Source organism: Haliscomenobacter sp. (assembly GCF_040403615.1).
In the GTDB taxonomy this organism is placed as follows: Bacteria; Bacteroidota; Bacteroidia; order Chitinophagales; family Saprospiraceae; genus Haliscomenobacter.
The window spans coordinates 1-12,899 of the sequence record NZ_JBBAKG010000141.1 but is presented as its reverse complement, the minus strand read 5'-3'; the positions used below and the strand labels follow the sequence as shown (position 1 = coordinate 12,899).

Here is a 12,899-nt window from a genome sequence, read left to right as displayed (position 1 = left end):
GATTTTCAAGGTGTCTCCTGCACAGATTTCAGGCAACAAAGCAACATTGGTTCTAAAACTTGGGGGTAGCGCTACCCGAACTTTTTTCTTCAAAACATTGGTGCTGCGGCAACCTTGTTGATCTACCGCACTCACCCGGACGTTGTATCCACCTGGTGTGGTGTAGATATGGTCAACAGCCCGTCCGGTTCGAACGACGCCGTCTCCAAAATCCCAGGTAAAAATTGTGGTACTATCATTTTGAGGATAAAGCAATTGATTTTGAGAGTACACGCCTTTTGCCCGCAAAAAGACGTTGCTTCCAGGGCATAGATTGATGGTGTTGGTATCTTGAGGGAGTACCGCAGGATCTGCAAAAAGCAGGGCGGTTTCAAAATTTTGGCACACCTGAATGCACTCAATGCTGGCTATCCAGCCCGCGGCTTCGGCACTGGCATCGGATCGAAAAGCAATGGTCAGGCAACTGTCGGGATTGCTAGCGGAGGATTGCACCGAAAAAGCCTGGTTGCCAAACGAAAAATCGATGCAGCGCAACAATGGCGCCAGCGTGTCTTTGCCATCGTAAAAGCACAAGCGGTCTCCGCGACCGAGGTTGATGGCTGGAAAATTGAGGCGCACCCTTTGCCCTTGTGCAGGGACGGGATAGATGGTCATCACCAGATTTTCGTTGGCGCGATAATTGAAATTGCGCTCTCCAGAATCGGTAAGAAAACCTCCACAAGCACTAATGGTGGTGTCTGCTAAGGGAATGAATTGCGCGAAGATGGCTGTTGAAAAGCTCAGCATTGGCAACAACACCAAGATGCGTATCATTTTTACCATGGGAGAATTGGTTTTCGGAATTACGTAAGTGCTTAAAACGAACTAACAATAATTGAAGTTCAAAGCAAAACTTGATAACGCAAATACCGGGCGAACAAATGTAAAGAAAAGGTTTAAATGTTGGAAGATTTAGTTTGTACCTTTGACGCGTAAAGTAGAAACAAGATGGCAATTTTAGATGGCAAGCAACTTGCCCAAACAATCAAAGCAGAACTGCGTACAGAAGTCGAATCCATTCTAAAGCAAGGCGGTAAAGTGCCCCACCTGGTGGCAGTATTGGTAGGCGAAAACCCTGCAAGCCAAGCTTATGTGCGCAACAAAGTTCGCTCCTGCGAAGAAGTAGGTTTTCAATCTACCCTCATTCATCGTCCAGCAGACATTTCCGAAAAAGAACTGCTCGAAATTGTAGAACAGCTCAACCACGACAGTTCGGTAGATGGTTTCATCGTACAATTGCCCCTGCCAAAGCACATCGATGAGCACAAGGTTACCTTGGCCATCGAACCCCGCAAGGACGTAGACGGGTTTCATCCGGTCAATTTTGGCCGCATGGCGCAAGGCTTGCCTTGCTATTTGCCAGCGACTCCGATGGGCATCCTGGAAATCCTGCGGCGCTATGACATCCCCACTTCGGGCAAGGAAGTGGTCGTACTGGGGCGCAGCAACATTGTAGGTACACCCATCAGCGTGCTGCTGTCGCGCAAAGGCTATCCTGGTGATGCAACCGTGACCATGTGCCATAGCCGTACTGTAGATGTGCAGGCGCATACCTTGCAGGCTGACATCATCATTGCAGCGATTGGCGTCCCTGAGTTTGTGAAGGGCGACATGGTCAAGGAAGGAGCAGTGGTGATAGACGTGGGCATCAATCGGGTGGAAGATCCAACATCCAAAACGGGGTACAAACTCGTAGGGGATGTAGATTACGCAGCCGTTGCCCCCAAAGCTTCCTGGATTACTCCGGTACCGGGTGGGGTAGGGCAGTTGACGGTGGTCGCCCTGCTGATCAATACCTTGAAATCGGCAAGAGGAGAAGTTTATGGGTAGCTTGAAATTTTAAATGCAACAATAAAAAATGACTGGCAAACAGGGAATTGAAAACATTGTCCAACAAATCAGGGACATTTTGTCTCAGATTGAAGCAGAGCTTTACCGAAGCCCCCTTGAACTTTACAATGGGTCTTCAATAGGGCAACATTTTCGGCACATTTATGACTTTTTTCAGTGCTTGTCAAAGGGGGTACAAGCCGGAGTTGTTGATTATGCCCAACGCGACCGAGACCTTGAAATTGAACAAAACCCACTTTCCGCATTGGTTGCTTTTGAACAGAAAATGGCTTATTTGCTGACTTTAGAAGAGCAAATGCCAATAAGGGTGCGTGCAGATCTTTCACCCGTTTCGGATGCGTCCCGACCTGAGTATCCTTCGTCTATCGGTCGTGAGATCACCTTTGTACACGATCATGCGGTGCACCATTTGGCGATGATCAAAATTGGATTGCAAAGCGAAGCTCCGCAACTCTTACGGGATAAAAATTTTGGCGTGGCGCCTTCTACCATCAAATTTCGTCAACAAGAGGCCAATTGAACCTGGCTCAAATCTCAACAATGAATTATCTACAGTATACTTTTCCAGCAGCGGCAGATTTGCAGGAAATTTTGGTAGCACTTTTGGGCGAATTGTCGTTTGAAATTTTTGAAGAAGGGCCGGAGGCTTTACAGGCATTCGTACAAATGCCCACCGATGTTGGAGCTTTCAGCGGAGAGGTTGAAGAGATTGTGGCGCCATTTCAGGTTGAATTTACGGTTTTGGAAATTCCCTACCAAAACTGGAACAGCATTTGGGAGTCCAATTTTCAGCCCATTACCGTTGGTGATTTTTGTGGGGTAAGGGCAGACTTTCATGCTCCGATGGTAGGAGTGCAGCACGAAATCATCATCAACCCCAAAATGGCATTTGGGACTGGGCACCACGAAACGACCCACATGGTGATGCAGTTGATGGAAGACATTGATTTTAAAGGCAAATACGTATTTGATTTTGGTTGTGGTACGGGTATTCTGGCCATTCTGGCGGCCAAGCAAGGCGCTAGTCACATTGATGCGGTGGACATCGAGCCGCCATCTTTTGAAAATACCCTTGAAAATGCCAAAATCAATCAGGTATCAACCGCTGTGCATGCACTTTTGGGCGATCTAAGCGTTGTAGAAGGAAGCGGTTATGATATTATTTTAGCGAATATCAACCGTGGCGTAATTTTGGATGCATTTCCAACGTTACAACAGAAACTTAAACAAGGCGGTATTTTGCTCATTTCCGGAATCCTCAAAACGGATCGGGAATTGGTTCTGGCTGAAGCAAGCCAACATGGTTTTTCTCCGGTAAATTCTTTAGAGAAAGGCAATTGGTTGGCAGTTCGGTTGCAGCATTGACAGATTCTGGTGATTTGTTAAGGTTGAATACCCCACTACTTCAATTTCCCGGACAAAATGTGTTTCATGAAAATCTTTTTTCGCCATTCAATTGCTATACTGATTTTTTTGGGCTCAATCACAGCCATTTCAGCTCAACGCCCTGAAAAATTTGCGGTAGAAACCCCCGAATTTCTTTCCCAACTGGGGGCATTCATGACCGCTACAAAAAGTGAAGTTTTAGAAAAAACGTACAAGGAATTTGACGGTATTTTTCGAGCAGGGAGCTTTTCAACCATAGAAAGCGAGCGCATTGTAAAAACCTGTAACGAAATGCTCAGCAAACGGCTAAGCCCCAATCCCCATTTTCAGGCTTACCTCAACACCCTTATTGCGTTTAAAAGCACCATGCCTGATGAGCAGCGATTTGCAGAATGGCATGTAATCCTCGATTCGTTGTTGATGTCGGGTGCACATCAAACCACTCAATTTAGTGATTTCATAGGGTTTTCGAATGTATATTTTAAATACAAAGCCTTGAATAAGGCTGAGTTGGCAGGAACAACCTGGAAGATTTATTCAGATAAGACTCATTTGAGGTATAAGAACAAACAACCATACCTGATGATGGAGGAAGGAAACCTCGTTGCCTCCCGCAAAACGGATTCCATCCGCCTGGCCAACACCAGTGGAATTTTCTATCCGCTAAAAAGTGAATGGATTGGCAAAGGGGGGCAAGTAGGATGGCAACGCGTTGGATTAGACTCTACGGTCATCACGGAGCTTGGAAATTACAAGTTGGATGTCCAAAAAGGAATCTATGAAACCGATCAAGCCTATTTGGTTTATCCTCAATATTTTGGCAATCAAAAAATTCCTGGGCAATTTAGCGACAAAGTTTCTGCTGATGGCCAGGGGTCTTATCCTCGGTTCAACTCGGCCAACAAGGAAATAGAAATCAAAAACTTTGCAGATGGCGTGCGCTTTCGGGGTGGTTTCAACCTGGAAGGCACCACGATTTACGGCACAGGATCGGCCAATCGGAAAGCAATTATTGAAATTTACGATAAAAAAAACCAGCGCATCTTTAAGGGAACCGCCAATCGCTTTTCCGTGAGAAGGGGGCAACAAATTGGTGGCGAAGGGGTAGAAGCCGTTTTTTATTACAAAAAAGACTCCCTTTATCATCCGTCTGTAAACTTTCGGTATACCATCAAGGATCAGGTACTACAATTGTACCGGGGAGAAAGGGGCAGCGACCGCAACCCGTTTTTTAGTTCCAGTCACCAAATCAACTTTGACGCCGATAACTTCAAGGCCTACCTGGCCAAAGATTCGGTCGTGATCGGTGACAAAGCGGTGAGCTTTTCCAGCAAAGAGCCGGTCAAATTCGAGTCTTTGCAGTATTTCAACAAAAAGGATTATGAGCAGATGCAGAGCATTTCTACGACAAATCCCCTGGCAAAACTCAAACAACTTACTGATGAAATTGGAACCAAGGACATTTATGCCGATGAATTTGCACGTCGACTCAATCCCGCTTTCAAAGTGGACAACATCACTTCCTTGATTTACGATCTGGTTGGTCAAGGTTACATCCGGTATGATGCTGATAGCCTCCTGATGCACGTGCAAGACAAGGTGCAGCATTATTACAATTCATTCATGCAACGCTCGGATTACGACCAATTGCGGATTTTGTCCAAAACCGATAGTGCCAATGCCATCCTCAACTTAAAAGACAACTCGATAAAAATAACTGGTGTTAAATCCCTCGAATACAGCCGCTTACAACAAGTAGGCATCATACCGGAAGGTGCAACCATTACCATGCGTCAAAACCGGGACATCGATTCAAAAGGGATGCTCAAAGCGGGTTTCAGTGAGCTGCGGAGCAACAAATTTCATTTTGATTACGGCAAATTTTCAGTAAGCAGTGATTCCATCAAATACTGGCGCTTGTTTGTGCCGGATAAACTGCCCAAAACCCACAAAATGGACGAAATCAACCCTTATGCGTTGACTTCTGACATTGAAAATTTCAAAGCGACCCTGATCATTGACGCCGAAGGCAACCGCAGTGGCAAAAACGATGTGCCGATTTTTCCCAACCTGAATAGCCGTTCAACCAGTTATGTGTATTACGATGGCAAGTATTACGACGGCAAAAAGAATCCATTCGTCAAAGACACGCTTTACAAGCGGGACTCTTTTTATTTTGAACTAAAGCCCTTTTTTTTCAATAGTTTGGACAACTACGTCAAAGAAAATGTGACCTTCAAGGGCAAAATGGTTTCTGCCCAAATTTTTCCAGATTTTGAAGAAATCCTCAAAATGCGGGAAGAAGATTTTTCCTTGGGTTTTATACACAAAACACCTGAAAAGGGTTATCCGGTTTACAAGGTAAAAGGCCGCTTTGCTGGCGAAATTGACCTGAGCAACAAAGGATTGTGGGGCAAAGGTAAAATACAGTACTTGGGTGCTACCCTGGAATCTGAAGACGTTTATTTCCGTCCCCGACAAATGTTGGCTGGTGCCAAAGATTTTAACCTGGCTGAAAAACGCAGCAAGGATGAGGAAGTGCCTCAGGTTCATGGAGAATTGGTGCGCCTGGATTGGAAACCTTACCGCGACAGCATGTACGTGCGTTCTCAAAAAAACGCCTTTGAAATCTTTAAGTCTGGCGAACATACCCTGACGGGTTCTTTGACCCTGACTCCGGGAGGGCTCAAAGGCAATGGATTATTGGACTGGTCTCAAGCCGCCATGACCTCCAAACAATTCAATTTTGGTGCCTTTTCTGCAAAAGCAGACACCACCGCTTTGAAGATCAAAGCTGAAGAAGTTGGGTCGATCGCCATTCAATCCGACCGCTTGCGCAGTGACGTTGATTTTGACAAACAAATGGGTCGGTTCAAAGCCCTAGATGAATACCTGGAAACCAAATTGCCACTGAACCAGTACGTGACCTCGATGAACGAATTCATTTGGGAAATGAAAAATTCCATGGTGCGGTTTAAGTCAGATTCCACCAAAATGGGCATTTTTACCTCGGTTCACCCTGATCAGGATTCACTCCGGTTTAAAGGGAAAAGAGCATCTTATGACTTAAAGACGTATCTGCTCCGGGTCACTGAAGTTCCCTTTATCATCACTGCCGACGCTTTAATTATTCCGGATAGCGGCACGGTACTCATTCAGCCCAAAGCCATCATGGATTCCTTGCACAATGCGACCATCGTTTGTGATACGCTCAATAAAAACCATAAAATCAACCGGGCTACAGTGGCCATCAAAGGCAAGAAAGATTACTGGGCCAAAGGGTTTTATGAGTACAATGTAGGGGACAAGAAGCAAGAAATTGAGTTTGATAACATCGTGGGGCAACGCGTAGGTAAAGGAAAAGCCAGTGAAAAACGGGTAGCTACCCGTGCCCAAGGCACCGTTGAAGAATCGGATAGTTTCATCATCGACAAAAAAACTTCCTTTTACGGAACGATCAACCTTGCATCGGAATCGGTCAATTTGAAATTTGATGGTTTTGCCCGTCTAGAAGCGGATAAACTGCCTATTCGGCATTGGTTTACGCTCAAAAGTGAAGGGGATAAAACCAAATTGGCCATCCGATACGATTCCCCGAAAAGCATTGATGGCGTGCCGTTGGAGACCGGGTTTTACCTGAGCAAAGAATCCAGCTTTGTATACCCTTCGGTAATGATGCCGCTTTATTTCCGCAAAGATCGACCCATTTTGCCCACCAAAGGTGTTTTTAAATACGACCCGGCGAAAGACCATTTCATTTTTGGAGATTCTATCAAGGTGATGGCCAACAGTACCAGAGGATCAAAATTGGTGTTCAACAATAAAACGGGTAAAGTAGAAGGCGAAGGAAAGCTCAACATCGGCAGCGCGCTCAAGTATGTTTCAGTGGATGCCGCTGGAAGCATTCTTGGCGAGTTTCAGAATATTCCCGACAGCTTGATTGGCAAAACGCCACCACCACCTGTAGACATCGACATCATGACGGGCATCAACCTGCGCGTTCCCGAAAAATTGATGCGCATTGTGCAAAACGAATTGGAAGCCGCCGGATTTGGTACAGAAACGGTTAATTATTTGACCGATTTGCCCTATTACCAAAAACGCTTGGGGATGTTGCTTCCTGCCGGGGAAGATGTGGATAAATCGGTATCGGAACTCAGCTCTGGCCTGCTGGAATTGCCCAAAAAATTCAATGCCTTTAACTTCTTGTTGTCAGGTTTGAAAATGCGCTGGGACATGGACTATCAATCCTTTGTGAGTACCAAAGACAAATTGGGCGTGATTTCTATGAACGGTCAGATGTCCAATAAGATCGTGACAGGGTATGTTGAATTTAAAATGCCCAGTAACGACGATGATCGAGTGTACTTGTACCTCAAATTGCCAAACGACATCTACTATTATTTTGGTTACAAACAGGGCATCCTGGAAATGACCTCCAATGACAGCCGCTTCATGGACGAAGGTGCAAAAATGAAAAAGACAGAATTGGTCTTGAAAATGGAGGATGGTGAAAATTTTGAAATGCAATTTGTAGACAACAATCGCGCTCAGGCATTCGTACAAAGGGTGAAGGCCGTAGGGAAAAAATAATTGGGTTGTAGAGACGCGATGCACCGCGTCTCTACAACCATACATCAAACCCCACTAAAGGCTAAAAAACCGCCATCTACCTTCACCGTAGTGCCGGTAACGAAACTGGATGCATCACTCAGCAACCAGACCAGGGCGCCAATCAACTCATCGGGGCTGCCAAGGCGTTTAAAAGGCGTATTTTGCACGATCAACTCACCGCGTTGCGTGAAGCTGCCATCAGGATTGGTGAGGAGCGTGCGGTTTTGTTCGGTAAGAAAAAAACCTGGCACCAGGGCATTCATCCTAACTTTATCGCCATACCGATTGGCCAATTCCAAGGAGAACCAACGGGTATAGCTGTCAATTGCCGATTTGGCCAGGCTGTATCCCAAAACGCGGGTAATGGCAGAGGTGGAAGACACCGATGAGATGTTGACAATGCTGCCTCCACGTTCTGCGATGGTTTTGCCAAAAATTTGAGTAGGAACCAAAGTTCCGTACAAATTGAGGTCCATTACCTGACGCAATCCTTCCATGTTCAAGGAAAATACATCCTGGTCAGGGCCTACTACACCGCCGGGCATGTTTCCACCTGCCCCATTGACCAGGCCATCGATACGGCCAAAAGCATCCAACATTTTTACTTGCGCCGAGAGCAGTTGAGCCTCGTCCATTACATTGGCAATCAGGGCAATGGCTTTACCTCCACGCTTGGTAATTGCTTCTGCCCGCTCAGTAGCGACCTGTTCGTTTCTACCCAAAATGCCCACTGCTCCACCTGCGGCCACGATTCCTTTAATGAATGAGTTTCCAAGTATTCCGGTTCCTCCAGTTACGATGATGGCTTTATCCTGTAGTGTTAAAGTTGAATTCATGATTTGAAACTGCTTTTGACGGCTGAACTAAGTAATAGTCTTGTTACCAATTGGTAAAAAATTTGGGCAAGGTATCAATAAAGAACACCCTGCCCAAGTTTAAGTAGTTGACCACATTAATTAATATCAACTATTTTTTCGTGGCGGTCAATATTTGAAAACTTTACCACCAGCCAATACTTCTTGTTTTTTGGTGTCAAAAGTAACTTTTTCGCCAGTGCGGTAAGCCGCATTGGACATAATGGTTGCAATAGAGTGCTGGTATCCTGCTTCAATTGGCGCATTGGGTTCTTTCCGGCTGCGTACGCATTCCATCCAGTTTTTGATGTGGTTGAATGTCAGTTCATCCCCACCAGTATTGGCATCGGTAGCTACCTTGATGCCTTCCAGTTTGAAAGGTTCCAACAAGTTGGCTTTGAGTCCCATGGCAGCAGCTTCCCGCTCCCGCAAACCACCATTTGCGGAGATTTCGTTGGTATCCAGGTTGATCATGCCTCCATTGGAGTAGTACAATTCCTTGGTGTCGCCTGCCGCATTGGAAAAACGGGAAGTGAATTGCACCTGGAATCCAGAAGTAGGATCATTGAGGGGGCCGTAATCAAACACTACGGTGAGGGTATCCGGATTTTTGCGACCATCTTTCCATTGGTAAATGCCGCCATTGGCCACTACGCTGCGGGGGTGAGGCAAGCCACTGAACCAGTGCACGGTATCAATTTGGTGGCTCATCCATTGTCCAGGGATACCAGAGGAGTAAGGCCAAAACAGGCGGTATTCGAGGTATTTCCGTGGGTCAAATGCTTCTACTGGACGATTGATCAGGAATCGCTTCCAATCCACGTCGGATTCTTTAAGGTTTTTGACCAATTCGGAGCGTCTCCAACGACCAGGTTGATTCACGTTCCACATCAATTCCACCATCACGATCGGGCCAAACTTGCCGGATTTGATGAAGTCATTGGCGGCGTGGTAATTGGAACCACTACGGCGCTGAGAACCAATCTGTACAATTTGCTTGGAATCGCGCACTGCCTTCAGTACTGCGCGGTTGTCTTCCATGGTTTCGGCCAAGGGTTTCTCGGAATAGGTGTCACAACCCGCTTTTACCGCTTCAATGGTATGAATGGCGTGTTGGAAGTCGGCAGTGCTGATGAACACCGCATCTACCATTTTAGAAGCATACAATTCGTCATTGTTGTTGAAAACTTTGACATTGCTGCCCAATTGCTTGTCGATGAACGCTTTCCCTTCGTCACGACGGCGATTCCAGATGTCGGACAAAGCGACCATTTCAAAGTTCATCTCCTTCATCAAGGCTTTGAAGGGAGGAACGTGAGAGGATCTAAAGCGGTCTGAAAAGCCGACACAACCTACGCGCACTCGGTCATTGGAACCGATGATGCGGGCGTAACTTTTGGCGGAAATACCAAAAGCAGCGCTAGCCATTGCCGTATTTATAATGAATTCTCTGCGGGTTGCCATGTTTGCTTAGATTGATTGAAAAATTAAAGTAGTCTTTGTGCTTAAAAAAAAGATTTAAAAAGCAGCAGTGGTAGAAATGCAACGGGTAAAGTTTTTTTACCCGTTGCACTTGAAAGCAGAATTGAAAAAAGACAATTAGTCTGACGCAAAAAATCGAGCAGTTACGTTTTCTGCTTTAGTACCCAGGATTTTGAGGGAAGCTGGCCGCTCCACCTGTAGTCCGGTCGATCTGATCCTGTGGAATTGGACGCAAAACGTGGAAATCTTTGATGTTTGGTGCACCGTCTACGTTGTAGGTTCTCACCCGCTGTACCAAGTTGCCCCAACGCTTGAGGTCAAACCAACGGTGCATTTCACCCAACAACTCGCGCTCTCTTTCTTCCATGATAAAATCCATGGTCGCTTGAGCCTGGGTAATTTCCATCACGGTTTGTTTTCCTGGCCAGGCAGCACGGCGGCGCACGGCGTTGATGAGTGGAACTGCATCTGCTGCCTTATTTTGCATGATCAAAGCCTCGGCAGCAATCAGGTGTGTTTCCGCCAAGCGGAACATGAAAAAGTCGCGGCTACCCGGCTCATAGGTACGGTCTGGACGCGTTTGATCCATGTGTTTGATCAGGGTAGGGAACAAGTTCTGGCGGTACATACTAGGCGTTAGCACCTGGTATTTTTTCTTGGCCCGCTCTGCAAGAGGCATTTCAAAACCAGGAATGAAGATGGTTGTATCACCAGAGGCGAAAGTCAACGACTTCTTGGATTGATCAAATACGTTGGTGAATGTACCCGGGCGATTGCACAACCAGGTATCGCGGAAAGTCTTCTTGTAGCGAGAATCATTGACCCGATCCGATTCTTTAAATACGATGCTCAATGTGTAATCAGTAGGCATAAAACGCTTAAATGGACGTCCAAAAAATACATCCCGTTGCATTCCTGCCTGGGTATCGTATTCCATACCAAAGTACAAGTGACCATTGTTGCCATTGCCACTGGCATTGCCACCAATCCCACTGCCTACGTTGGTGGTACCTGCAGTGGCTCCAAAATTGGTCAGCGGGTCAGCGGAGTACTGGCAAGCCATGATGACTTCACTGTTGACTTCAGCAGCTCCTTGCTCCCACAGCTTTGCGTAATCAGCAACCAGGCTGTAGCTGTAGTTTTTGATCACATTTTGGGCATGCGTAGCAGCCTTCGCAAAATCGTCAGCCGCTTTGGCTTCTGAAGTTGCCTTGGTCAAGTATACTTTTGCCAACAAATGCTCGCAAGCTCCTTTGGTAACCCGACCATACTGAGCCTGACTTACTGGCAAATCAACCAAAGCTGATTCTAGATCGGCCAGAATGGCTTTGTAAATTTCGGGTACTGGTGTACGTAAAGCGACTTTTTGTACTTCCTGATTTTGCTTCAAAGTAAGGTGTATTGGACCAAACATTTGTACCAACAAGAAGTAATCGTGTGCGCGTAAAAATTTGGTTTCAGCAACCCGAACTTTTTGGATGGCTGGATCCAAACCAGGGATGCTGGTTCCTGCACGGTCAATCACCGCATTAGCCGTGTTGATAGCCGTATAGAAAAAGTTCCAAATGTCTCTGGTAGGTGCCAAACGGCTATCCATTTGTGAGGTGTACTGGTTCACAAACTTGTAGCTTCCATCTGCACCCATGGTATAGGTATCGGTACCGAATACAGTGAGGGTGAAGGCAACTTCACGCCCGTACCAGTCGCGCAAGGTAGAATAAGTTGCTTCTACCGCATCTTCAAAACCTGCCCTGGAGTCGAGGTATAAACCACTGACCTGGCTGACTGGAACTTCTTCCAAAAGGTCTTCACAAGCGGGTGTAAACAACAACACCGCAGCAAAGGCTATAAACTTAATAACATGCACTTTTTTCATGTTATGACAATTTTATTTGAATGAGTGATTTAAAATTAGAATTTCGCGTTGATCCCAAAGGTGATCTGACGCACCGAAGGGGTTTGGTTTTCGTTAACCGCACCATCCGTTTCGTTGTCGATACCTTTGTACTTTGAGCGGTATTCCGAGAAAATGAAAGGCTGCTGAATACTGGTAAAGATACGCAATCCTGTAATCTTTTTGGTCGGTACATTGTAGCCAAAGTTAATGTTGCGAATTTTAACAAAGGTACCGCTGTAGTAGGTCAAGGTAGACTGATAAACCGGGAATTCCTGGTTTTGGTTTGGACGTGGGAACTCATTGGTTGGGTTGTTGGGCGTCCAGTAATCGATGTCCAGGTTGTTGTAACGGCCAGCCAGAGAGTTGAAGGAAGAGTGGAATCCGCTTGTGAACATGCTGCCAATCCGTGCAAATACAAAAAAGGACAAGTCAAACCCTTTGTATTCAAAGCGGTTGGTGATACCGCCACTCCATGCTGGAACTTGTGAGCCCAGAATGGTGCGATCGTCTGCATTGATAATTCCATCGGGTTGACCGGTTAATTTTCCACTTGCATCCCTTCCGTTTAAGTCTGCAACCTTTATTTCTCCCGGTTTGCGTTGAAATTTGGTCGCCTGATCCAATTCGTTGGTTTGCCAGATGCCGATTTTTTGGAAATCGTAATATGCAGTCAAGGGTTGGCCAATGAAACGGGCGTTGCCGATGTCATCCACTTTACCGTTGAACAATTCGAGGATGGCTTCTTTGTTGTGGGTGAATTGCAAGTCGGTGCTCCA

8 protein-coding genes and 1 pseudogene are annotated in these 12,899 nt (G+C 46.1%); 4 read left to right on the top strand and 5 right to left on the bottom strand.

What is annotated here, in order from left to right; all coding sequences use genetic code 11:
- On the bottom strand, nt 1–822 hold an 822-nt coding region (locus ABW391_RS26280), incomplete at its 3' end, for a PKD domain-containing protein (protein WP_353484882.1).
- Between the two features lie 165 nt (nt 823–987).
- Between ABW391_RS26280 and ABW391_RS26275 the strand changes: the two genes are divergently transcribed.
- The 4 genes from ABW391_RS26275 to ABW391_RS26260 all read left to right on the top strand — a co-directional run bounded on the left by ABW391_RS26275 (nt 988) and on the right by ABW391_RS26260 (nt 7,869).
- On the top strand, nt 988–1,869 hold the full coding sequence (locus ABW391_RS26275) for a bifunctional 5,10-methylenetetrahydrofolate dehydrogenase/5,10-methenyltetrahydrofolate cyclohydrolase (protein ID WP_353484881.1): 882 nt from the start codon (nt 988–990) through the stop codon (nt 1,867–1,869).
- Nucleotides 1,870–1,897: 28 nt separating this feature from the next.
- Entirely contained in the window at nt 1,898–2,410 is a 513-nt protein-coding gene (locus ABW391_RS26270) for a DinB family protein (protein ID WP_353484880.1), read from the top strand.
- 20 nt (nt 2,411–2,430) lie between these two features.
- Nucleotides 2,431–3,255, top strand: coding sequence for a 50S ribosomal protein L11 methyltransferase (gene prmA, locus ABW391_RS26265; protein ID WP_353484879.1), 825 nt, complete (start codon nt 2,431–2,433; stop codon nt 3,253–3,255).
- A gap of 66 nt (nt 3,256–3,321) precedes the next feature.
- Entirely contained in the window at nt 3,322–7,869 is a 4,548-nt protein-coding gene (locus tag ABW391_RS26260) for a hypothetical protein (RefSeq protein WP_353484878.1), read from the top strand.
- 44 nt (nt 7,870–7,913) lie between these two features.
- Here the strand turns inward: ABW391_RS26260 and ABW391_RS26255 are convergent, their stop codons facing one another.
- The 4 genes and pseudogenes from ABW391_RS26255 to ABW391_RS26240 all read right to left on the bottom strand — a co-directional run.
- Nucleotides 7,914–8,726, bottom strand: a complete 813-nt coding sequence (locus ABW391_RS26255; RefSeq protein ID WP_353484877.1) for an SDR family oxidoreductase — start codon at nt 8,724–8,726, stop codon at nt 7,914–7,916.
- Nucleotides 8,727–8,873: 147 nt separating this feature from the next.
- Complete coding sequence (locus tag ABW391_RS26250) at nt 8,874–10,208, bottom strand: Gfo/Idh/MocA family protein (protein WP_353484876.1); 1,335 nt, start codon at nt 10,206–10,208, stop codon at nt 8,874–8,876.
- Between the two features lie 175 nt (nt 10,209–10,383).
- Nucleotides 10,384–12,102: a RagB/SusD family nutrient uptake outer membrane protein gene (locus ABW391_RS26245; protein WP_353484875.1), complete on the bottom strand. Its 1,719-nt coding sequence runs from the start codon at nt 12,100–12,102 to the stop codon at nt 10,384–10,386.
- Nucleotides 12,103–12,137: 35 nt separating this feature from the next.
- A pseudogene (locus tag ABW391_RS26240) lies at nt 12,138–12,899 on the bottom strand (SusC/RagA family TonB-linked outer membrane protein); the annotation flags it as partial.

What these genes read in the sequence shown, in the direction of transcription:
- ABW391_RS26275 (WP_353484881.1), top strand. Translation starts at nt 988, where the DNA reads ATGGCAATTTTAGATGGCAAGCAACTTGCCCAAACAATCAAAGCAGAA.
- ABW391_RS26270 (WP_353484880.1), top strand. Translation starts at nt 1,898, where the DNA reads ATGACTGGCAAACAGGGAATTGAAAACATTGTCCAACAAATCAGGGAC.
- prmA (WP_353484879.1), top strand. Translation starts at nt 2,431, where the DNA reads ATGAATTATCTACAGTATACTTTTCCAGCAGCGGCAGATTTGCAGGAA.
- ABW391_RS26260 (WP_353484878.1), top strand. Translation starts at nt 3,322, where the DNA reads ATGAAAATCTTTTTTCGCCATTCAATTGCTATACTGATTTTTTTGGGC.
- ABW391_RS26255 (WP_353484877.1), bottom strand. Translation starts at nt 8,726, where the DNA reads ATGAATTCAACTTTAACACTACAGGATAAAGCCATCATCGTAACTGGA.
- ABW391_RS26250 (WP_353484876.1), bottom strand. Translation starts at nt 10,208, where the DNA reads ATGGCAACCCGCAGAGAATTCATTATAAATACGGCAATGGCTAGCGCT.
- ABW391_RS26245 (WP_353484875.1), bottom strand. Translation starts at nt 12,102, where the DNA reads ATGAAAAAAGTGCATGTTATTAAGTTTATAGCCTTTGCTGCGGTGTTG.